The organism is Pseudoalteromonas sp. MIP2626 (assembly GCF_013414205.1).
Taxonomy (GTDB): domain Bacteria; phylum Pseudomonadota; class Gammaproteobacteria; order Enterobacterales; family Alteromonadaceae; genus Pseudoalteromonas; species Pseudoalteromonas nigrifaciens.
The window spans coordinates 1-21,067 of sequence record NZ_JAATTW010000054.1 but is presented as its reverse complement, the minus strand read 5'-3'; the positions used below and the strand labels follow the sequence as shown (position 1 = coordinate 21,067).

The 21,067-nt window shown below is 39.1% G+C and carries 22 protein-coding genes; 12 read left to right on the top strand and 10 right to left on the bottom strand.

Annotation, left to right across the window (positions count from 1 at the left end; genetic code table 11):
* The first annotated feature begins 276 nt into the window (after positions 1–276).
* Complete coding sequence (locus HC000_RS15845) at positions 277–1,479, top strand: IS256 family transposase (RefSeq protein ID WP_008465246.1); 1,203 nt, start codon at positions 277–279, stop codon at positions 1,477–1,479.
* 69 nt (positions 1,480–1,548) lie between these two features.
* Here the strand turns inward: HC000_RS15845 and HC000_RS15840 are convergent, their stop codons facing one another.
* Complete coding sequence (locus tag HC000_RS15840) at positions 1,549–1,866, bottom strand: YebG family protein (protein WP_179808134.1); 318 nt, start codon at positions 1,864–1,866, stop codon at positions 1,549–1,551.
* Between the two features lie 315 nt (positions 1,867–2,181).
* Between HC000_RS15840 and HC000_RS15835 the strand changes: the two genes are divergently transcribed.
* Positions 2,182–2,481 (top strand): helix-hairpin-helix domain-containing protein, encoded by a 300-nt coding sequence (locus tag HC000_RS15835; protein WP_179808133.1) that lies wholly within the window; start codon positions 2,182–2,184, stop codon positions 2,479–2,481.
* Between the two features lie 15 nt (positions 2,482–2,496).
* Here the strand turns inward: HC000_RS15835 and HC000_RS15830 are convergent, their stop codons facing one another.
* Positions 2,497–2,802: a DUF6170 family protein gene (locus HC000_RS15830; protein ID WP_179808132.1), complete on the bottom strand. Its 306-nt coding sequence runs from the start codon at positions 2,800–2,802 to the stop codon at positions 2,497–2,499.
* Entirely contained in the window at positions 2,802–3,320 is a 519-nt protein-coding gene (gene dsbB / locus HC000_RS15825) for a disulfide bond formation protein DsbB (protein WP_179808131.1), read from the bottom strand. Before dsbB ends, HC000_RS15830 begins: the two co-directional genes overlap by 1 nt.
* A gap of 420 nt (positions 3,321–3,740) precedes the next feature.
* Here dsbB and fadR point away from each other — a divergent pair, with 420 nt between their 5' ends.
* Both fadR and HC000_RS15815 read left to right on the top strand, forming a co-directional pair.
* The gene (fadR, locus tag HC000_RS15820; RefSeq protein WP_011327531.1) at positions 3,741–4,454 is read left to right on the top strand and encodes a fatty acid metabolism transcriptional regulator FadR; all 714 of its coding nucleotides are present in this window, start codon (positions 3,741–3,743) and stop codon (positions 4,452–4,454) included.
* Between the two features lie 300 nt (positions 4,455–4,754).
* Entirely contained in the window at positions 4,755–5,360 is a 606-nt protein-coding gene (locus tag HC000_RS15815) for a peroxiredoxin C (RefSeq protein ID WP_011327532.1), read from the top strand.
* Between the two features lie 59 nt (positions 5,361–5,419).
* On the opposite strand, the gene HC000_RS15810 is transcribed toward HC000_RS15815, so the two are convergent.
* Positions 5,420–8,008 (bottom strand): TonB-dependent receptor, encoded by a 2,589-nt coding sequence (locus HC000_RS15810; protein WP_179808130.1) that lies wholly within the window; start codon positions 8,006–8,008, stop codon positions 5,420–5,422.
* A 366-nt stretch (positions 8,009–8,374) separates the two neighbouring features.
* Positions 8,375–8,854: an SsrA-binding protein SmpB gene (gene smpB / locus HC000_RS15805; protein ID WP_011327534.1), complete on the bottom strand. Its 480-nt coding sequence runs from the start codon at positions 8,852–8,854 to the stop codon at positions 8,375–8,377.
* Between the two features lie 147 nt (positions 8,855–9,001).
* Here smpB and HC000_RS15800 point away from each other — a divergent pair, with 147 nt between their 5' ends.
* Both HC000_RS15800 and HC000_RS15795 read left to right on the top strand, forming a co-directional pair.
* On the top strand, positions 9,002–9,442 hold the full coding sequence (locus HC000_RS15800) for a type II toxin-antitoxin system RatA family toxin (RefSeq protein ID WP_011327535.1): 441 nt from the start codon (positions 9,002–9,004) through the stop codon (positions 9,440–9,442).
* Positions 9,439–9,762: an RnfH family protein gene (locus tag HC000_RS15795; protein WP_011327536.1), complete on the top strand. Its 324-nt coding sequence runs from the start codon at positions 9,439–9,441 to the stop codon at positions 9,760–9,762. Before HC000_RS15800 ends, HC000_RS15795 begins: the two co-directional genes overlap by 4 nt.
* A gap of 65 nt (positions 9,763–9,827) precedes the next feature.
* Here the strand turns inward: HC000_RS15795 and bamE are convergent, their stop codons facing one another.
* A complete protein-coding gene (gene bamE, locus HC000_RS15790) occupies positions 9,828–10,187 on the bottom strand; it encodes an outer membrane protein assembly factor BamE (protein WP_086993523.1) in 360 nt (119 codons plus the stop codon).
* 112 nt (positions 10,188–10,299) lie between these two features.
* Between bamE and HC000_RS15785 the strand changes: the two genes are divergently transcribed.
* On the top strand, positions 10,300–10,614 hold the full coding sequence (locus HC000_RS15785; protein WP_089367892.1) for a GIY-YIG nuclease family protein: 315 nt from the start codon (positions 10,300–10,302) through the stop codon (positions 10,612–10,614).
* On the opposite strand, the gene HC000_RS15780 is transcribed toward HC000_RS15785, so the two are convergent.
* The 4 genes from HC000_RS15780 to ilvC all read right to left on the bottom strand — a co-directional run bounded on the left by HC000_RS15780 (position 10,601) and on the right by ilvC (position 16,358).
* Positions 10,601–11,548 (bottom strand): M20/M25/M40 family metallo-hydrolase, encoded by a 948-nt coding sequence (locus tag HC000_RS15780; RefSeq protein ID WP_179808129.1) that lies wholly within the window; start codon positions 11,546–11,548, stop codon positions 10,601–10,603. The genes HC000_RS15785 and HC000_RS15780 overlap by 14 nt on opposite strands.
* Entirely contained in the window at positions 11,538–12,719 is a 1,182-nt protein-coding gene (locus HC000_RS15775) for a hypothetical protein (RefSeq protein ID WP_179808128.1), read from the bottom strand. Before HC000_RS15775 ends, HC000_RS15780 begins: the two co-directional genes overlap by 11 nt.
* Before the next feature lie 86 nt (positions 12,720–12,805).
* Positions 12,806–14,725, bottom strand: coding sequence for a methyl-accepting chemotaxis protein (locus tag HC000_RS15770; RefSeq protein WP_011327541.1), 1,920 nt, complete (start codon positions 14,723–14,725; stop codon positions 12,806–12,808).
* Positions 14,726–14,885: 160 nt separating this feature from the next.
* Positions 14,886–16,358 (bottom strand): ketol-acid reductoisomerase, encoded by a 1,473-nt coding sequence (gene ilvC / locus HC000_RS15765; protein ID WP_011327542.1) that lies wholly within the window; start codon positions 16,356–16,358, stop codon positions 14,886–14,888.
* A 136-nt stretch (positions 16,359–16,494) separates the two neighbouring features.
* Between ilvC and ilvY the strand changes: the two genes are divergently transcribed.
* The 5 genes from ilvY (at position 16,495) to HC000_RS15740 (ending at position 20,831) form a co-directional block, all read left to right on the top strand.
* Positions 16,495–17,400: an HTH-type transcriptional activator IlvY gene (ilvY, locus tag HC000_RS15760; RefSeq protein ID WP_011327543.1), complete on the top strand. Its 906-nt coding sequence runs from the start codon at positions 16,495–16,497 to the stop codon at positions 17,398–17,400.
* A 228-nt stretch (positions 17,401–17,628) separates the two neighbouring features.
* Positions 17,629–18,480 (top strand): MipA/OmpV family protein, encoded by an 852-nt coding sequence (locus HC000_RS15755; RefSeq protein WP_179808127.1) that lies wholly within the window; start codon positions 17,629–17,631, stop codon positions 18,478–18,480.
* 1 nt (position 18,481) lies between these two features.
* Entirely contained in the window at positions 18,482–18,856 is a 375-nt protein-coding gene (locus HC000_RS15750) for a DUF3019 domain-containing protein (protein ID WP_011327545.1), read from the top strand.
* A 14-nt stretch (positions 18,857–18,870) separates the two neighbouring features.
* Positions 18,871–19,563, top strand: a complete 693-nt coding sequence (locus HC000_RS15745; RefSeq protein ID WP_011327546.1) for a response regulator — start codon at positions 18,871–18,873, stop codon at positions 19,561–19,563.
* Between the two features lie 26 nt (positions 19,564–19,589).
* On the top strand, positions 19,590–20,831 hold the full coding sequence (locus HC000_RS15740; RefSeq protein WP_179808126.1) for an ATP-binding protein: 1,242 nt from the start codon (positions 19,590–19,592) through the stop codon (positions 20,829–20,831).
* The last annotated feature ends 236 nt before the right edge of the window (positions 20,832–21,067 follow it).

Here is a 21,067-nt window from a genome sequence, read left to right as displayed (position 1 = left end):
CATCAAAATGAACTCATGGCGAAACTCTCTAAGTCCATTATCGAATGTAGCGATGCCAAACCAATGGTTTGAGGAGCTTGGTTTATATCCAATAGAAAAAGTGAATACGGGATGGCTTGCTTTATCAGCGTTTAGGAAATAAGTTGATAAAATGTGAAGGGTACAGGAGCCGTATACGAGGTCCGTACGTACGGTTCTGTGAGAGGGATGAGGCATAAGCGGTAGTGTTTAGAAATCTGTGTCATTTCAGTATTATTAAGAAAACAGGAGTGACACATGACTCAATCTTTCGACTTCAACAAAGCATTAGCTGAACTTCAAGCTGGTAAAGGCCTTACTGGCGAAGACGGTGTTCTAACACCATTAATTAAACAACTCACCGAAGCGGCTCTTAAAGCTGAATTAGAGCAGCATTTAGAATCTGAGACCCAAGTTAACCGTAAAAATGGTTCAACCAAAAAAACAGTTAAGTCATCCATAGGTCAATTCGAACTTGAAACGCCCAGAGATCGTTCAGGTTCGTTTGAACCTCAGCTTGTTAAAAAGAACCAAACCAAGTTAACGCCTGAAATTGATGAGAAAATCCTATCTATGTTTGCTTTAGGTATGAGCTACCGAGATATTCGAGGCCACATACAGGATATGTATGGCGTTGAGGTATCAGAGGCCACCATCACTGCCGTAACAGACCAACTGATACCAGAGCTTAAAGCATGGCAAGCGCGCAGCTTAGACACGCTTTACCCGTTTATCTGGCTTGATGCTATTCATTATAAGATTAAAGAAAATGGGCGCTACGTGAGTAAGGCTATTTATACCGTACTAGGTGTCAATATCGAGGGCCGCAAAGAGTTACTTGGTTTATATATCTCTGAAAGTGAAGGGGCTAACTATTGGCTATCAGTATTAACAGATTTACATAATCGTGGTGTATCCGATATTTTAATTGCCTGTGTTGATGGACTAAAAGGCTTCCCTGAAGCAATAGCAACAATCTATCCTGACGCCGAAGTGCAGGAGTGCGTTATTCATCAAATTCGTAATTCGATGAAGTATGTTGCTTCAAAGCACCAAAAAGAGTTTATGGCTGACTTGAAACCCGTTTATAAGGCAGCCACTAAAGATGCAGCAGAAGCCGCTCTCGCCGAATTAGATGCCAAATGGGGCAAGTTATACCCTATCGTTATCGAGTCTTGGCGTCGAAAGTGGGGCAATCTGTCGGTTTACTTCAAGTATCCAGATTACGTGCGAAAAGCTATTTATACCACAAATGCAATTGAAGCTGTACATCGTCAGTTTAGACGACTCACCAAGACTAAGGGAGCATTCCCTAATGAAAACAGCTTGATGAAATTATTGTATGCAGGCATATTGAATGCCTCGAAGAAATGGACAATGCCAATCCATAATTGGAATCTGACATTGTCGCAATTGGCCATCCACTTCGAAGGTAGGTTAGATGGTGTGCTAGATATTTAGCAACTTAGGCTGACACAGAATTCTGAACGCCCTCGCATAAGCCTCACCCTACTCGATATGCAAAATTTATTAACTTGCTTTTTTGTCGCTACTTTCTTCAATGGGTGCAACATTATCTGCTTTTTTGCCTTTTGCAGCAGCTTTAGGGGCTACAGGCTCTTTGCCGCCTTTTAATATTGTCATGAAGTCATCTTTACTTTTTGCCATTTCTAAAGCAAGTGACTCTACTTGTTGCTCACTCAATGGTACATCAACTTTTTCTAGCAAAATTTCAAGCGACTCTGCAATATCGAGCATTTTATCATAGGCATCAGCTTCTTTTTTGGTAGTAAACGTCATGCGCTCGACTCCGTTTCGTTCTACAACATATTTAACAACAACAGCCATGATTTCTCCTGCTTACTTGCGTGGCATATAGTATATATAAACCATTAGATTACTGTTTTTATGTACAGTACAAGTTTGTGCCTAAATTTGCAAGTCCCCTAATTAATAATAAGTGATAATAGTTGACAACAAAGATTAACTTTACTTTATTTAACTTAATCACTTTTGTGTACCGTTGCAGTTAAGGAGCTCACAGGGAGTGAATGTTAGTTTAGGTTTTTAGCTTAAGTGCTGGTGTAAAACGCCTTTTGCGTGATGACTTAAACATATAAACAACAGACTAAATGTTCATGTATGAACAAAAAAGGAAGAAAGATGAAAAAACTAAAATACAGTGTTTTAGCTGCAGCTTTTTGTATGTTGCCAGTAACCCTTACCTACGCAAATGTAGATACTTCAGCAATAACTCAGCAAGTAAAGCAGGCAGTTTTAAATATTAATACCGCAGATGTTAGCCAGTTATCTAAGCTCCCAGGTATTGGTAAGAAAAAAGCTCAAGCAATTGTAGATTATCGCGAAGCACAAGGTAACTTTACATCGCTAGAAGATTTGAAAATGGTAAAAGGTATAGGTAAAAAATTAGCTGCAAAGCTTGAAGGTAAGGTTTCGTTTTAAGTTAAAAAGGGCGCGTTAAGCGCCCTTAGTATTATATTGGGTTAATGCTTCACTTAAATGCTTTTTAGCAAAGTTAATTTCTATTGGAGTTGTTAGTAGTGGGTAACACAATCCACCGAGTAATAAAAAGGGGATGAGTAACCAGCCTTCAAATACGGCAAATATTAAAAACAGTGGGCTGAGTAATAATAATTTTATAATACGTAGTAGTACTTTATTAACAGGAGAAAGCATACTTAAAGAAATAGCTATAACAACTTGCCTGTCACGTATTTTTAAATGCTTTAGTGCATTAATCTGGCTTGAAAAGAACACAAACATTACAGCGACCTTTTAGTTATTAAGCGACTCGTTACTAGTAAAAATAAAGTGGCTGCAAACAGCGCAAATATTACTTCCATCCAAGCAGGCATACTTAATCCCGCAAATTGCCAGTCAATGTTTCCGCAATCACCAGTGGCTGCAAAAAAGCTTGGGATCCACTCATGTAATGGCATAAAGGCAGGAAAGTTAGGTTCAAACTCACAACTAAATGCAAAAGGATCAGTGGTTGTTTGCATTTCGATATGCTCGCGGGCAATTATGAATCCCCAAACACTAGAAACAGCCCATACACTATAGGCGAGCAAGCGAACCCCTTTATGCTCAGGATTACTAGTACCAATAATACCTGCAATAAGTAAACCTAATACGGCAGTACGCTGATATATGCACATGATACATGGCGCCAATCCCATTTTATATTGAAAAAACAGTGCCGTTATTTCAAGCAGAAAAACAATACCACTAAACAAAAGCCAAGGAGTACGTTGGGTGGGTAATTGTGCAAGCCAGTTCATAATAAATCCGCATTTAAATAAGACGTTAGATTATGACGTAGGATAAAGTTAGGGGCAAGCAAAACGACTTAAGCCTACTCACATGCATAAAGTTAAGGTTATAATTCTAAAAGCCAAGAATGTGAATAAAGAGGTAGCCCTTTAAACGAGTAAAGTATGTGTGTGAGGTGACTTTACATAATAAGTTAACAAGGCAAGGCGCGAACTTAAAGTAAGTGGCTATTTAAAATGTATCTAGGATGAATATGTAAGTGCTTGCGGTAAGTGTTAGTAAAAAATAGAAAGCATTTTATAGACAAAAATATTTTAATTGTATACTGGCAGTAATATGGCGTACTTTACTTGTTACTTGAGCGTCGTCTGGTACAATCAGTCGGTTAATCGTATGTAGTAGTGTGAATTAATTCGAGTGGGAATTGGATGAGAATTTTTAAAGCGAAAAGCCCAGCAGGATTTGCTGAAGAATATATAGTAGAGTCTATCTGGAATGGCGATTTTCCTCCTGGATCTATTCTACCTGCTGAGCGTGAACTCTCAGAGTTAATAGGTGTTACCCGAACGACGTTACGTGAAGTATTACAGCGATTGGCTCGAGATGGCTGGTTAACTATTAAACATGGTAAGCCAACAAAAGTGAATAACTTTTGGGAAACGTCAGGATTAAATATTCTTGAAACGTTAGCACGTCTTGATGAAGATAAAATGCCAGAGCTAACTGATCAGTTACTCTCTGCACGCACAAATATAAGCGCAATTTATACGCGTGCAGCTATAAAGTTAAATCCAGAACGTGTGATTGAAATTCTCTCACAAAGCGATGAGTTAGAAGACAGTGCGCAAGCATTTGCTGATTACGATTATAAAGTGCATCACGAGTTAGCTGTTGCAGGTAATAATCGTATTTACGTGCTTATACTTAATGGCTTTAAAGGGTTTTATTCAAAAATAGGTTGTCATTACTTTTCAGATCCGGGAACGCGTGAGTTGGCTCGCCAGTTTTATAAAGATTTAACTAAATTGGCCGAAAACAGAGAACACGACGGCGCGATTATGATGATGCGTAAATATGGTCATCAAACCGGTGAAATTTGGCAACAAATTCGCGGCGATATGCCCAGCGACATAATGGATTAAACCTATTTTAAAAGCCTGCATTTGCAGGTTTTTTTGTGTCTTCATTTTAATTATATCTACTTATTATTAATAATTTATAACCAAGAAGCTGATGTAATAAAATATAATAACTCCTATCACTTTTTAGTGTTCGGTATTATCTATGGGATGAATCGTTAAATACGATTGTCATTTCGCATCAGTTCTCTCTAGAATGATAATAATTATATGTGCGCTATTGGTTTTTAAATTTTAGAGCCCATATAACTATCAGCATTGCATAAGCAATTGACAACAAACTCAAAATATTTGGAGAATAAAATGGGTGTATTAGTAGGCCGCCAGGCACCAGACTTTACCGCTGCAGCAGTTCTTGGTAACGGTGAAATTGTAGATAGCTATAACCTTCATGAAAAAATTAAAGGTAAAAAAGCAGTTATTTTCTTTTACCCACTAGATTTCACGTTTGTATGTCCTTCTGAACTTATTGCATTTGATAAGCGTTATGAAGAATTCCAAAAACGTGGCGTTGAAGTAATTGGTGTTTCTATCGATTCACAATTCTCACACAACGCATGGCGTAACACTGCTGTTGCAGATGGCGGTATCGGTAAAGTTAAATATGCACTAGTTGCAGATATTAAACATGAAATTTGTAAAGCATACGACGTTGAGCATCCTGAAGCGGGTGTTGCGTTTCGTGGTTCTTTCCTAATTGATGAAGAAGGCAATGTACGTCACCAAGTAGTGAACGACTTACCACTAGGTCGTAACATTGATGAAATGCTACGTATGGTTGACGCACTAGCGTTCCACACTGAGCACGGTGAAGTATGTCCTGCTGGTTGGACTGAAGGTAAAAAAGGTATGGATGCAAGCCCTGAAGGCGTTGCTAAGTTCCTATCTGAAAACGAAGGCGATCTATAATTTAGCTCTCGTTTTAAATAAAAAAACCGCCAATTGGCGGTTTTTTTGTTGCTTCTAATTTAGAACGAGAAGCTTACTTTAGTATAAATATAACGACCGCGTGGGTTATGAACCCCAGACGCATAACCGTAAAGGTCAGAATCGCCATCACCAATTGCAAAAGGAGGCTCTTCGTCAAACAAGTTATTAATACCTAGTGATAATTTAGCTGACTCAGTGATACGGTACGACGTTTGTAAGTCAACCAACACTTGTGAATCAATCATACGTGATGTATTGCTATCAAAATCTAAGTTACCGTCAAAGTCGATATCTGGAGTATCTTCAAACTCACCAACATAACTTAAGTTAACATTAGTATTAAAGTCGCCCACTTCCCAGTTAGTTGAGAAAATCCAACGATGCTCAGGGTAACCATACTCACCAGAGTAATCACGGCCATCTTTTTCAAATTTGTTTTGGTAAGCCCACTCTAAATTGAATTTCAATAAACCTAAATCATCCAATGAATGATTGTAATTTGCTGAAAAGTCGATGCCAGATACTTCTTGTGAAGAGACGTTTTCAAATGTGCTATAGATTTTTTGAATTGAACCTAAGCTTTCACCATTAGTAGGCGGTAAGCGAACACATACAGTACTGTTTTGGTTACCACACTCGGCAGCATAAATTGGACCAAACTCTTCTTGGTCAATTTTATTGTCTTGGGTGATGCTCCACACATCAACACTTAAACCAAACTCTGCGCTAGGGGCCCAAATGAAGCCGACGTTCCAAGATTCAGACTCTTCAGGTTGTAAGTCTGCATTACCAGAGAATTGAATGTTGTAATCAAGTGCCTGACAGTCTAAGCCCGTTTGTTGACAGCGTTGAGTATCAATAAAGAACTGACTTTTTTCTGATGGACCTAGGCCAACTTGTGCTAAAGAGGGCGCTCTAAAGCCTTGTGCCCATGAGCCACGAACCGTGATTTCATCACTAGGTGCCCAGCGAAGTGCAACTTTTGGATTGGTAGTTGTACCAAAGTCACTGTAGTCATCGTGACGTCCAGCAAGTTGCAATTCTAATGTATCTGCTAGTGGAATTGAAAACTCAACATAAGCAGCATATTGATCGCGCGATGCTGCGGCTGATACAGCTTCAGTACCAAAAATTAAACCGCGACGGAACTGATCATCAGGGATATCTGTAACGTCTTCTTCGCGGTACTCAATACCGGCTGCCATCATCACCACATCGTCGCCAAAGCTAAATGCTTCACCGCTAATGTTTGCGTCAAATGAGGTCATATGTGATTCACCTTGACGTACTAAGCTAGTAGTGATTCTGTCGATTACTGCAGGATCGTTATAAGTGCCGCCAAATGGGTTGTAATTACCGGCATCTATTTCTTGTTGTAAAAAGTCGGTACGCACCCAGCCTTGTGAGCGATCGCCAGTTTGCATTGATTTACTACGACCTTTTTGTACCGCTGTCTCCCAGCTCCAGTCGTTAAATTCGCCTCGTAAACCCGCTACAAAACGCATCGTATCTGATTCAATATCCCATTGGCGAGCACCGGCATCAACCGTTCTGTAACGGCCAATATCTATATCTTTACCAAATGGGTTATTAGGATGATTTGCTGGCACAGTAAGCCCTGCATCTTCATCTAGCGGGGTTGGCGCACCCATAGCCACAGAGCTATTGTGTTGTACTGCCATTTCTAAAAATGCGGTAATACCATTATCAAAATTATACTCAAACTGCGAAATAGCCCCAATACGTTCAGATGCTGGTGCAATATAGCCGTATGGGCCGTAATCAAACAAACAGCTGCCACTGGCAGTTGCGCTATCGGCTGGACAAGCAGGGTCAATGGTTTTTACACCATCAACGTAAAAGTAACCAGGAAAGCCACGTGATGAACGAAAGTCCTCACCACCTAAAGCTCTTTGATCTGCAGTGCCTAAACTGCCCATTTCACCTGATGATAAAGAAGTGTTTTTAAAGTAGTCAATAATAACGGAAGCACTGCTTTTTTCGTTACTTGTACCCCAAACGATGCTGGCTGATGTTTCTTCGTAATTAGGACCGTCAGTGCCACCGTAGCCTAAGTTTACTTCAATACCATCAATATCTTTTTTCAAGATAACGTTAACTACACCCGCAACAGCATCAGAGCCATAAATAGCCGATGCACCATCTTTTAAAATGTCGATACGTTCAATCGCTGAAACAGGAATACTGTTAATATCAACAAATGAGTTAGTAATACCTTCAGCGAATGCACTAATAGCAACACGGCGGCCATTAATAAGTACTAAAGTTGCGTCAGCGCCTAGGCCACGTAAACTTACCGCTGCAGAACCATTTGCAGTAGAGTCTTGGTTATTACCACGGGTAGAGAAAGTACCGCTACCTGCAACAGGCATTCTTTCAAGCAACTGCTGTAGGTTGTCATAACCCATGTTATCAATATCGGCTCTACTGATAGATTGAACCGGAGAAGGGCCTTCCATATCAGAACGTTTAATACGAGAGCCCGTTACTTCAATGCGTTCTACTTTTTTCACTTCATCAGCGGCGTATATTGTTGTTGTAAAGCCAGCTGTTAATGCCAAAGTAGCCCCTGCAATTAAGCTAGGGGTAAATGCAAATTGCTTCATCCTTTAAGTCTTTGTTAGTTTTGTTGAATTTTGTAGCTAAAAAAGCCTTTCATATTAATACCATGTAACAGGGGTGTTAGCAATTGCGCTGTGGTGTGACTTTAGTCTGGGTGTTGCTGGTAAAATAGTCAGTGTGTTTTATTTACTTGGAGATAGAAGTTCGACGTAAAGCGGGGTTTTAATATAAATCTTGCGTTGCAATTAGTGGTAAGAATTAAATAGTTTAGTGAGCACTTATTTTGTAATAATTTATTCTTTTATTTACAGCCACTAAGTTGCAGTATATTTATGCAGTTTGGTTTAAAATTGTGCGTTAAATTATTTTAAAATAAATAAAAAAACGCCTAATAAATTAGGCGTTTTTATTTATGCTTTATGCTTCATTAAGCGTTCTTTTTCACGCGACCAGTCTTTATCTTTACCGTCTTCGCGTTTGTCGTGTAATTTTTTACCTTTTGCTAAATGAAATTCAAGTTTCACCCAGCAATTCTTCCAATACATAGCAGTAGCGATTAATGAATAGCCATCGCGTTCAGTCGCGCCTACTAAGCGATCTAGCTCGCGTCTGCTTAATAGTAACTTACGATAACGTAAAGGATCACAAATTACATGGGTAGATGCACTGTTAAGAGGCTGAATTTGGGCGCCTAATAAAAATGCTTCACCGTTTTTAAGATGGATATAAGTTTCAGTGATGTTAACTTTGCCAGCTCGGATGCTTTTTACTTCCCAGCCTTGGAGCTCTACACCCGCTTCAAACTTATCGTGTAAAAAATACTCATGTCGCGCTTTTTTGTTAAGCGCGATGGTATTGCTTGTCGATTTTGATGATTTATTCTTAGCCATAGTGCCCTATATTATACGTAATACGAGATGTTTTACATCGATTTTTTAATAATGCATTTAAAAGCTTAGTAATTAATTTAAGCAGCGTGAAAGTTTGGGGAAACGCGTAAAGCTTGCTAAAATTCCACCACACAGTTGGGAGTGAGTATGCCACAAATAAAAAAAAGTGCGCTGGTTATGTACAGCACTAAAGAGATGTTTGACCTTATTAATGATGTAGAAGCCTATCCTCAGTTTTTACCTAATTGCTCAGACTCAAAAATTATTAAGCAACACAATAATAGCATGACCGCGAGTTTAGAAATATCAAAAGCAGGTATAAAAAAGTGGTTTACCACAGAAAATACCTTTGTTGATGAGCAAACCGTGGTATTAAATCTTGTAGATGGTCCGTTTAAAATGTTGCAGGGGCGTTGGCACTTTCAACAACTTGACGCAAATGCTTGCAAAGTAGAGTTACAATTAGACTTTGAGTTTTCGAGTAAGTTGATTGAGTTAGCGTTTGGTAAAATATTTAATGATGTTGCAAAAAATATGGTGAGTGCGTTTACTCAGCGCGCGAAACAGGTTTATGGAGCGAGAGTATGATTGATGTTGAAGTTGTATTTGCACTACCCGAAACAGCAACAAGCTTAACAATAGAAGTTGTTAAGGGAACAACGGTAGAACAAGCTGTTATTCAATCAGGAATTATCGAAAAACACCCAGAAATAGATGCTACAGCACTAACACTCGGTGTTTGGAATAGAACTGTAAAGCCTAATCAAGAGCTAAAAGAGGGGGATAGAATTGAAATTTATCGTCCTTTAATTGCCGATCCTAAAGATGCGCGTAGAAAACGAGCTGAAAAAGCGAAAGAAGAAGGGCGAGCAAATAAAGTAACCGGTGGCCGTCCTATAGAGCGATAGCATAAGGTTTTAGCTATTATAAAGGTGAGCTTAACTCACCTTTATAATTTTATAAGCGAGGGTGCTTATTGTTCGAGTGGAGTAGTAAAGTTTTCTGGCTGTTCGTAATCACCTGAAATAGAAGCAAGCTTTTCATTTTCAAAGTTAATAACCAGTGATTTGTACTGCTCGTTACTACGGCCTTTATTAAAGCTATATACATAACGCCAAGTGTTATTATCAAATGCATTTTCGGCGATAGGCTTGCCTAATACATAAACAACTTGCTCACGAGTCATGTTTACACGCAGTTTATCAACATCAGATTGTTCTAAAAAGTTACCTTGAGGGATGTTGATTCTGTATACCCAGCTAGAACACCCAGCTGCTGAACTAAGCGTTAAAGCAACGATAAGCCAAAGAGAAAAAGTTTTTAACGACTGCATTGTTAGTTGTGATCCTTATTTTTTATAATCTGCATGATACCGATTAGTCACTGAAGGTAAAACCCTTTTAAGCAATTGTTTTTTGTTAAGGGCATTAAGTTAAGGTAGCGATTTGACCACTGATAATCAAAAAAGTTTAAAATGCAGTGATCAGAGCTGCTTAAAAAAGCCATCTATCTGGTATTTGTATATAGTACAAACCCGCTACGGCCATTGGTATACGGGTATAACGACCAATGTTGAGCAACGTCTTGCTACGCACCAAGCGGGTAATGGTGCAAAAAACCTTAAAGGTAAAGGCCCACTTTTACTTATTCATCAGCACAGTGTTGGCAATAAAAGTGCAGCAAGTAAATTAGAATACCAAGTGAAAAAATTATCTAGGGCTAAAAAAGAAGCCTATGTAGCATCATTTAAGACGGGCTAAGTGGGAGTGGTGTTTTAGCAAGCTGGTTAATAAAGGCTTCTATTAATAGCACTGCATCAGTAAAAAGTTTGCTGTTAATATTCTCAGCGGTGTCATTACTTGTATGATGGGCACTGTCGTAGCCCATGCCAAAGTAAACATAAGGGATTTTTTGTCTTGCAAACGAATAGTGATCGCTCGCTTTATGCCAGTTTATATTTTTAGATTTTATATATCTGCTCATTTGCGCTGCGGAGTAAACCGGTTTTAAATTTACATTATTATTTTCAACGGCTAAAAACACACTATTTAAGGTATTTTTTAACGATCTAGAGGTTAATACATATAAGTTGCTACGACGTTTTTTAACCCCTAGCATGTCTAAATTTATGTTCATAATAACGCTATTTGGTAGCAGTGTTTTGGCAAAATATTTACTGCCATGTAAGCCGTTTTCCTCTGCATCTGTGGCTACAAAGGTAAGAGAAAAAGGCAGTGGCTTATCATTAAATACGCTTGCTAAATAAATTAAAGCAGCAACACCGGTGGCATTATCATTTGCTCCAGGATGCAGTTTTCCGCCACGTTTACCTAAATGGTCATAGTGTGCGGTAATAATAATACGAGTGGCTTTTTGTAATGGGTCGCTTGCCTGTGTTACTGCCTCTAGAGCACCTATGTTGGAACTAATAATATTAATACCACACGCTTGGCTAAATAGGCCCGATTTATAGCAAAATGGCTGCTCGACCACGTTATTATTAACTTGGCTTAATCTGTGTTTTATATAGCTTCTTGTAAGCTCTGCGCTTTGAGAACCTGTTTTTCTACCTGCAAGTTGCTGGTCTGCTAAGTAATATAAATCATCAATAAGTAGCTGCTGCGCCGTTTTACTATTAACAAAAGGGCTTAAAAGCAGAAAAATAATAACGACAGTTAATTGTTTAATGGGCACCTACCTTTGCGGTTAATGATTGCAGCGCTTTTAACTTTGCGTCATAACGTTTTTTGTCATGTAAAAAATCAGCATTTTTTCCGGCTTTACGCAAATGGTACTTTGCTTGCTTTGTATCGCCCCACTGAAAGTAAACTCGCGCCAAGCCAAAATGACTTTCGTGAAGTGTGGGGGATAATGTATAGGCCTTTTTAAAGTGTTTGAGTGCTTTAGCGTAATATTTATGTACGTACTCGGTATTACCAAGTGATATATGGTAATAAGGATTACTTTGGCGCTGTTTATCAAGCTGATTAAGTATTTGAGTTCCTTGCATCTCTCGCTCTGTAAGTAAGTACAACATAGCAAGATTACCTTGTGCTGTGTTGTTGTTTTTATCAAGATGAAGGGCGTAATTATAAGCTTGCTCGGCTTCATTTAAATAGTTAAATTGCTTAAATAAAACACCTAAGTTCCCCCATGCAACGCTAAAATTAGGTGCTACCTTGGTTGCTGCATTAAAGTAGCTATAGGCTAATTCATATTGTTTATTTATTAGCGCAGTAGCACCTTTATTATTATAAAACATAGCGGTAACAGTATTTTTTGATAATCGTGTTGTTTTAAAGCGTGCTTGTCGGCTGTTAGAGTCAAAGTCGATAATTAAGCGCTGATCTCGTTGGTAAAATAAAGTGCCAGCATCTTTTATTAGAGGTTGGCTATTAAGGCTTAAATTTATGTGTCCGGTTAATAAATTAACGCCTTGATCAAGTGCCCAATATTCAGGGATATGTACTTTTTGAAATTGCGCTTTTAAGCCTAAGTGCTCCGCTAAGCTATACGCTAATATAGATAATGACAAACAGTTAGCGTTTAGATTTTGATAGCTTTGTGCAGCGGTTAAAGTGGCAGATGAGCGATAGGCAAGTGAGTCATCACCATTTTTTAATAAAAAGCTAAATATGCCTTGTGCAATATGTTGGGCTGAATTTTGACTGTTTAAATGAGAATCTAATTGCCGCGTTAAGCTGGTATCTAATTTAAATATTTCTGCTGGAGTTTCGATCTGTTGTAGCTTAAAGTTTGCTGGCTCAATGAGTTGCGGCAGCGCTAACTTTGGCGGTGAGCTACACGCACACAAAAAAAGTATAAAGCTAAATGATAAATAATATTTAAGTTGAGTGGCTTTCATATAACACCTCTAAGCAAAACTACTTACCAGTTAAGTGTAGTTGTAATTTTACTCAGAGGTATAATTTAAATGTTATAAAAAATGAGTTAGCGATTTGCCTCAAAAGTGGCAACAAGTGACGCAAGCGTTTGTGCGCTATTTGCTAAATCGCGAATAGCCTGCTCAGTATTTAATTGCTCATTCATCGACTTGTCGCTAATTTCACTAATTTGCTCAATATTACGTCCTACATCGGCTACTACATTACTTTGCTGCTCTGTTGCTGTTGCGATTAAGGTTGCCATATCATTAATTTGATTTGCTGTTTCAGTAATTGTATCAAGCAGCTCAACTGAGTTTTGCATTGCCCCTACACTTTGTTGAGCTTTACTTTTGGACTGACTAATATCGGTAACAACATCATTCGATATTTGGGTTAATTCTTCAATCATCGACTGAATTTCAGTGGTTGATTGTGAGGTACGATTAGCCAGCGCTCGCACTTCATCGGCAACAACAGCAAAACCGCGACCGTGCTCACCCGCACGCGCAGATTCAATAGCAGCATTAAGCGCAAGTAAGTTTGTTTGCTCAGAAATACCTCTAATAGAGTCAACAATACTAGCAATATCAAGCGTTTTTTTAGAAAGTAAGGTTACTTGCTCTGTAATGCCATCTATGTCGCTAGCAAGAGCTGCAATAGTCGTTTGGCTTTGCAGTACCTGTTGATGGCTTTTACTGGTGTTTTCACGGCTACTATTGGTTAACTTCGCCGTGTTGGCGGCACTTTGTGCTATTTCTTGTACTGTTGCGCCCATTTCGTTAATGGCGGCAGCAACCGATATTGTTTGCTCTTTTTGCTGATCAATTGCTTGTGAGTTATGTTTTGCTTGCGCAAACACGTGGTCAGAGCTTTGGCGGATCCCATGGCTTTCATGGGCAACTTGTTTAATTGCTGTGTCTATTTTTTCGATGAATTGATTAAAACCATCGGTTAAATTATTTAGCTCAGGTTGCGCAGAGTAAGGCAGTCTATATGCTAAATTAGCATCGCCTGTGCCTAAACGAGAGAATAGCTCGGCTATTTTCGACAGTGGCGACGACAATGAGCGAGCAAGCAAATAACTAATACAGCTCGCTATAAGGGCGATAATTATAGTGAAGGTTAAAATTTGCCATTCTAATTTACTCACACTCGAAAACACTTCGCTTTTAGGTACTTGGGCTACAACAAAAAGGTCAGTATTTTTTATTGGTGTTGCAGCAACCAGGGTGTCTTCACCGGCTAAGTTAATTTCTGCCAATGAAAAGCCATTACTATTTAATAATTTATTATGTATATTTTCGCCGTACAGGGCATCTATATTTACTTTAGCCACTTTATTGGCGTCTTTGTGTAACTGGATCAAGCCATTTTTATTGGCAAGAAAAACAAATCCAGATTGCTCAATCTTAAATTGCTGCAGTAGCTTTTGCATATCGGTAATGCTTTTAGCAAGCCCTGCCAAACCTAAACCATTGGGTTGCTGATGGTTAATAAACATTTTTACATCGTTAGCAGATTCTTGATAAATACTGATGTCATAAGGGCGCTTTGACTGTTTAAATGCGAAAAACCAGCCATCTGCGGCATCGTTTTTTAATACGCGTAAAAAGCCATTTTGGTTCCAGTATTGTGCGGTGTCTCTATTTGCCCATGATGCAGTAGCAAGATCGTACTGCTGTACTAATCTATTTAACTCATTAAGAAGTTGAGAGTCGTCCTCGGTGGCTGAATTTGCCCAATCAATCAGAAATACATTTGAAGAAAGTTGTTCTGCGGCGCCTAAAAGCTCGTTTATTTCGCCACCAATATGGTTACTAATAGTTTGTAACTTGCTTGGAAGTTCAGACTCTATCATGCGCTTTTCGATGATATCCTCTGCGTTATGTAACGATGTTAAGCCTATGAGCGCGGCAACACAGATTGCTATAACACTGCCTAAAGCGGTGATTTTTTGAGTAATAGAAAGGTTTTGTATCATCATAAGGGTAATTTTGTTTACAACTGAACCAAGTAGGTGATTATTTTAACACATTATATATTTTGAGCGAGTGATGAATAGCGCGCCATACAGGTACGAAAAAGCCCACCGCAAAAGCAGGTGGGCTTGGTTTCTAACAAGTGAAACTTAGATTAACTTGGGATTAAACTATTTTTTTCATTGCTGACATGTAACCGCGTAATGTAGCGCCTACTTTTTCAACAGGGTGTTCACGTAATGCTGTATTAATTTGAATTAGCGTTTGGTTGTCTACTTGATTACTATGCTCACCTAAGCCTTTACCAATTACGTCGGTGTCAATTTTTTGCATAAAGTCTTGTAGTAAAGGTAAACATGCGTGGTTATATAAATAACAACCATATTCAGCCGTGTCCGAAATTGTACGGTTCATTTCAAATAACTTTTTACGCGCAATGGTATTAGCAATCAGTGGCGTTTCATGTAATGACTCATAATAAGCCGACTCTGCAATAATGCCTGCGGCAGTCATGGTTTCAAATGCAAGCTCTACGCCTGCTTTAACCATAGCGACCATTAAAATACCGTTATCAAAAAATTCTTGCTCAGCAATTTCAACATTGCCCGCTGGGGTTTTTTCAAAGTGAGTTTCGGCTGTTTCTGCGCGCCATTTAAGTAAGTTTGCATCATCATTATTCCAGTCTTCCATCATGGTACGTGAAAAAGTACCATCGATGATGTCATCTTGATGTTTGTTATATAGTGGGCGCATAATTTGTTTTAGTTCTTCGCTTAATTCAAACGCTTTTACTTTAGCTGGGTTTGAAAGACGGTCAAGCATATTGGTTACGCCACCGTATTTAAGCGCTTCAGTAATTACTTCCCAGCCGTATTGAATTAGTTTTGAGGCGTAACCTGCATCAATGCCTTTTTCAATCATTTTATCAAAACATAAAATAGAACCGGTTTGTAACATGCCACATAAAATGGTTTGCTCGCCCATTAAATCTGATTTTACTTCAGCAATAAATGACGACTTAAGTACGCCGGCTCTGTGGCCGCCAGTACCTGCGGCATAGGCTTTAGCTTGAGCTAAACCATGGCCTTGTGGGTCGTTTTCAGGGTGTACAGCAATTAGAGTTGGTACGCCAAAACCACGCTTGTATTCTTCACGCACTTCAGAGCCTGGGCATTTAGGTGCTACCATAATAACGGTAATGTCGTCGCGTACTTGCATACCTTCTTCAACAATATTAAAGCCATGAGAGTAGGCAAGGGTTGAGCCTTGTTTCATTAGTGGCATAATTGCGTTTACCACTGAAGTATGTTGTTTATCAGGCGTTAAATTTAATACTACGTCGGCAGTTGGAATTAGTTCTTGGTAAGTGCCTACAGTAAAGCCATTTTCAGACGCGTTTAAAAATGATTGACGACGTTCACTAATGGCCGAGTCACGCAGCGTATACGACACATCTAAACCAGAATCACGTAAGTTTAAGCCTTGGTTTAAGCCTTGTGCGCCACAGCCTACAATAACCAGTTTTTTACCTTTAAGAGCATCAACGCCGTCAGTAAACTCGTCTGCGTTCATAAATTCACATTGGGCTAATTGCGCCAATTGTTCGCGTAAGGGTAAGGTATTAAAATAATTCGCCATGTTAGTGTCCTATTGATTCAGTTTGTTAGATGCATTGCTATTGCTTTGCTTAACTCAACCATATGAAAAATCTTTTCTTGCGTAAACTGATATATTTGCATTAGAGTGTTTCATAATATGAAACACTGGGTTGATTATGGATCACAAGCATTTAAATTACTTTTTAGCGTTGGCAAAAACATTGCACTTTTCGCGTGCCAGTGAACTTTGTCATATTAGTGCGCCGACATTGAGCCGTAATATTAAGCAGCTTGAAAGCGAAGTGGGGGTAATGCTATTTTTACGTGATAACCGCAGTGTAAAACTAACCCGCGAAGGGCTGGCATTTATTGACTACGCCACATCCACATTGGCTAATTGGCAGCGCTTTAAAGCGAACCTAAAAGAGCCACAGCAGTATATTTATGGCAACGTGAGTATTTATTGTTCAGTAACCGCGTCGTACAGTTTTTTACATCATATTTTAGAGCAGTTACGCGCTCAACATCAGCATATAGAAATTACCCTAAATACCGGCGATCCTGCGCTGGCAATAAACCGTGTTTTAGATGGCCACGAATCTATGGCTATTGCTGCTAAGCCAAATAAGTTACCTGCACAAATTGCCTTTGTTGATATTGGCTATTCACCGCTGGTATTTATTGCGCCTAAAATTGCGTGCTCAATTACGCAAAAGCTTGCTAGTAATACACCTAGTATAGATTGGTCAGAGCTTGAGTTTATTGTGCCAGAGCAAGGGTTTGCTAGGCAACGCTTGGAGCAATGGTGGCGAAAAAATAATATTCAGGGAAAAATTTATGCACAAGTAGCAGGGCACGAAGCGATGGTATCTATGGTGAGCCTTGGCTTTGGTATAGCAATGATCCCTAAAATAGTTTTAGATAACAGTCCACTACAAGACAAAGTACACGTTTTACAAACAAATACACATGCACCTAAAGGTATTGATATTGGCTTGGCAGTATTACATAAGGAATTAAACGACCCGGCTATAAGTGCCTTGTGGAATATAGCGCAAAATATGGGTGAAAAAATAATTTAATGCAATACACTTACTAAGGTTGCTCTTAGTATAAAAGCCCAGATAGCGTAAGCCTTTAATCTACCGCTCCTCTATTGCCTATCAATAGAGCTGTTAGGCTAAGTATATAAGCCGCAAAGTAATCATAATTGTATAAAAGTTGTTAATGATTGTAACTGCCTAGAGCTTGTTCTCAATGACCTTGCTACTATGGATAAATGGCCTTTTTATATATGTACGATGAACACAATGCGGTTTTATTTTATAATAATATTATTAATCTCTCTTTCGTTTAATGCTCAGGTATTAGCGCAAAGTGACGAGCCTGTAGATGCACATATATCTACAGAGCAACTGCATTTAAGTATGAGTATAGGGGCGGGAGTAATAACTAATCCATTATATGGTGCAGATAATATTCCGTTGGTGATCATTCCTCAAATAGCCTTTTATGGCCAACAGTGGTTTTTTGATAATGGCCGAGTTGGCTACTCGTTTAAACAAACGCAACAGCATAACTTAAGCCTAGTAACAGAATTAAACCCTGAGTCGCGTTTTTTTATTGATTGGCACCCGCAAAATATATTTGCGCTAAAAAGTGCTAGTTCAAATAATCAATTTACCCAGTTAGAAACAGATACCTCGCCTCAACAAATAAATATTAATAATATTAGTAAGCGCAAGCTCGTTTTAGATGCAGGTATTAGTTACTCCTTTGTAGCTGAGCAGCAGATGTTATCCGTGCAAGCATTGCACGATGTAAACTCAGCTTATAATGGTTGGCGAGCTGCAATACAATGGCAGTATCATGGGCAAGTAGGTAATTTGCAATTAAAGCCCACTGTGGGAGTTAATTATAAGTCTGCGCAATTAAACGACTATTATTACGGTTTAAACATTGATGAAACACTGTTAGGTAAAATAGTAGTTGGTAGTAGTTGGCAACCTTATGCTAAAATCGATGCCCGCTGGCTCCTTAGCAAGGCCAACGCTCTTCGTTTTCATTTAGCATATTATGACTATTCGGCTATGGATAGTAGCCCGCTGTTTGAACGTCATTATTCAACGACTGCCTTTATAGGATTTGAACATACTTTTTAATATGAAGTATTTAATCTTTTTTGTGTTTATTTCTTCACTACTTAGTGGCGTTAGCGTGGCGCAAACAATTCTTGATGTATCTCCCAAAGTTTGTGTTGTCTCTGAACAGCATGATTTTTGCGATCTCAATTTGCAGTTTAAATGGCAGCAGTTAGCGGTTAAAGATGTGTGTTTGTATCAACAAAATACGCAAATACGATGCTGGCAACAGCAAGGTTCTGGTCAGTTTAGCTATAAAGCGCGTGTTCAGGTGGAGACCATATACTCCCTGATCAATCCTCACACCGGTGACTCACTTGCGAGCGTACTCGTTGAAGTACAAAGTGCCCATACTAAAAAACAGTATCGGCTGCGTTCACCGTGGAGCTTTTTTTAATTTAGGAGTAGTAAATGCCAAAAATATTACTTGTTGAAGATGATCTTGGTTTACAGCAATTAACCAAAGATTACCTCGAACATAATGGCTTAGAAGTCGACGTACTAGATCGTGGTGATGAAGTGTTTACTTACCTTGAAAGTAATCCCGTCGACCTGATTATTTTAGATGTAATGCTGCCAGGTAAAGATGGCTTTAGTGTTTGCAGACAAGTACGTGATAAATACACCACTCCTATTTTAATGTTAACGGCCAAAGGTGAAGACTTTGATCAGGTAATAGGGCTAGAGCTTGGCGCTGATGACTATGTTATTAAACCGGCTGAGCCACGTGTATTATTAGCAAGAATTAGCGCATTATTACGCCGTGGGCAACCTAACTTAAAAGCCACCGAAGAGCTGCAGTTTGGCGACTTATTTATTGATAAAACCAGCCGTATTGTTAAGTTATCGGGCGCAGAAATAGTCCTAACCTCACATGAATTTGAATTACTTTGGCTACTAGCATCAAATGCCGGAGAAGTATTGAGCCGCGAACATGTGCACCAACATATGATAGGGCGACAATACGATGGCCTAGATCGCACCGTAGATGTACGCGTTTCAAGAATTCGCAAAAAACTGGGCGATAACAGCGACAAACCTTATCGGATTAAAACTGTTTGGGGGCAAGGCTATTTATTTGTTTCTGACGCGTGGGATATGTAATTAATGCTTAGTGTTAAGCTGCGTTAATGGGCAAGCTGTTTATAAGCCTGTATGTGTATATTATTGTCTCGTTATTTATTGTCAGCGGGGTAATTGAACAGCTTTGGCCATATGAAGAATCGCAGCAGCAGGTGCTACTCGACGATGAGTTTGGCCAGTCTTTGTGGTTATTATCACAAACCCCTAATGGGCTTACAAAGCTAAAAAACCATTTTTCTAGTCAAGTGATTGCTCAGCGCGATTTAATATTACCCGCCGAGCAACAAGCTCAGCTATTAAAAAATCACTACCTTTATTTATATGATAAACAACAGCGCATAGTTTGGTATGTTCAACTTAACGCCACACAACTATTACAGGTTGGCCCTATAGGGGGGGCAGCCAAGCCCGTTGCCTCTGTTTTACCCTACTTATTGCTGTTATTAATTGTAGGCATTCCTGTTGGTTTGTGGAGTTTTTTACTGTGGCGAGACTTTGCTAAGCTGCGTAATGCATGCGAGGCCGTAGGTGGCTCACAGGACTTTCAATTAACAGATAGCTCTAAATCATTTTTTTTACCTATAACGGGCACCTTGCAAGTGATGCAGCAGCGAATTGAGTTTTTATTAACCGCGCAGCAAGAGCTTACCTCATCGGTATCGCATGAATTTAGAACGCCACTGGCGCGGTTAAAATTTGCCATTGCAATGCTTCAAGACCGAATGCTCGATGATAAAGCCGAAAAATACTTAGCTAATATGCAAGTCGATATAAATGAACTTGAGGCACTGGTTTCTGAAATGCTTGAGTATGCACGTTTAGATTCACAGCAACCGAGTTTACAGCTGATCAATTGTAATTTAGTGGCAGTGGTTAAAACGGTGGTTGAAAAACTCAGTTTTGATACGCGAATAAAATTAAGCACTACATTACCCAGTGAACTGATTTACCGCTGCGACAGTCACTTTATGGCGAGAATAATGCAAAACTTGGTAGGTAATGCTTTAAAGCATGCCAATAATAGTGTGCAAATAACCTTATTAGCGCAAGCTAATAATATAGTTTTTATTGTTGAAGATGATGGCAGTGGTATTGCTGAAGTTGAGCGTGAAAACGTATTTAAGCCATTTACTCGATTGGATAAAAGTAGAGATAAAAAAACCGGTGGGTTTGGCTTAGGATTGGCTATTGTCAGTAAAATTATTTCTTGGCATCAAGGTCAGTGTACAATTGAAGATTCAAGCTTAGGCGGAGCTAAATTTATTGTCAGCTTACCGATTAATAAATAGCAGTTTTTAATACATAAATAAAAAGTACATAAATAAAAAGTACGCAGATAAAAAACACTCAATAAAAAAGCGCCCTTGTTAACAAGGGCGCTTTTTTGTTTGCCCAGCGAAGCTGGCAAACCCGATAGGCTGAAAGATGCCTTATTACCCTGACTAAGGGGAAGATAATCTGAATGGCAAGGGCGTCACTGGCCAACGGTGGGGTCTGAAGGAAGCCATAAGAAGTTAGAGGTACA

Bases quoted from the DNA above. Each gene is read 5' to 3' on its own strand.
- HC000_RS15750 (WP_011327545.1), top strand. From the start codon at position 18,482: ATGAAGTATTTAATCTTTTTTGTGTTTATTTCTTCACTACTTAGTGGC.
- HC000_RS15830 (WP_179808132.1), bottom strand. From the start codon at position 2,802: ATGTTTGTGTTCTTTTCAAGCCAGATTAATGCACTAAAGCATTTAAAA.
- HC000_RS15740 (WP_179808126.1), top strand. From the start codon at position 19,590: ATGGGCAAGCTGTTTATAAGCCTGTATGTGTATATTATTGTCTCGTTA.
- HC000_RS15810 (WP_179808130.1), bottom strand. From the start codon at position 8,008: ATGAAGCAATTTGCATTTACCCCTAGCTTAATTGCAGGGGCTACTTTG.
- bamE (WP_086993523.1), bottom strand. From the start codon at position 10,187: ATGCAGTCGTTAAAAACTTTTTCTCTTTGGCTTATCGTTGCTTTAACG.
- HC000_RS15770 (WP_011327541.1), bottom strand. From the start codon at position 14,725: ATGATGATACAAAACCTTTCTATTACTCAAAAAATCACCGCTTTAGGC.
- HC000_RS15745 (WP_011327546.1), top strand. From the start codon at position 18,871: ATGCCAAAAATATTACTTGTTGAAGATGATCTTGGTTTACAGCAATTA.
- HC000_RS15795 (WP_011327536.1), top strand. From the start codon at position 9,439: ATGATTGATGTTGAAGTTGTATTTGCACTACCCGAAACAGCAACAAGC.
- dsbB (WP_179808131.1), bottom strand. From the start codon at position 3,320: ATGAACTGGCTTGCACAATTACCCACCCAACGTACTCCTTGGCTTTTG.
- ilvY (WP_011327543.1), top strand. From the start codon at position 16,495: ATGGATCACAAGCATTTAAATTACTTTTTAGCGTTGGCAAAAACATTG.
- HC000_RS15815 (WP_011327532.1), top strand. From the start codon at position 4,755: ATGGGTGTATTAGTAGGCCGCCAGGCACCAGACTTTACCGCTGCAGCA.
- smpB (WP_011327534.1), bottom strand. From the start codon at position 8,854: ATGGCTAAGAATAAATCATCAAAATCGACAAGCAATACCATCGCGCTT.
- HC000_RS15775 (WP_179808128.1), bottom strand. From the start codon at position 12,719: ATGAAAGCCACTCAACTTAAATATTATTTATCATTTAGCTTTATACTT.
- HC000_RS15845 (WP_008465246.1), top strand. From the start codon at position 277: ATGACTCAATCTTTCGACTTCAACAAAGCATTAGCTGAACTTCAAGCT.
- fadR (WP_011327531.1), top strand. From the start codon at position 3,741: ATGAGAATTTTTAAAGCGAAAAGCCCAGCAGGATTTGCTGAAGAATAT.
- ilvC (WP_011327542.1), bottom strand. From the start codon at position 16,358: ATGGCGAATTATTTTAATACCTTACCCTTACGCGAACAATTGGCGCAA.
- HC000_RS15755 (WP_179808127.1), top strand. From the start codon at position 17,629: ATGCGGTTTTATTTTATAATAATATTATTAATCTCTCTTTCGTTTAAT.
- HC000_RS15835 (WP_179808133.1), top strand. From the start codon at position 2,182: ATGAAAAAACTAAAATACAGTGTTTTAGCTGCAGCTTTTTGTATGTTG.
- HC000_RS15840 (WP_179808134.1), bottom strand. From the start codon at position 1,866: ATGGCTGTTGTTGTTAAATATGTTGTAGAACGAAACGGAGTCGAGCGC.
- HC000_RS15800 (WP_011327535.1), top strand. From the start codon at position 9,002: ATGCCACAAATAAAAAAAAGTGCGCTGGTTATGTACAGCACTAAAGAG.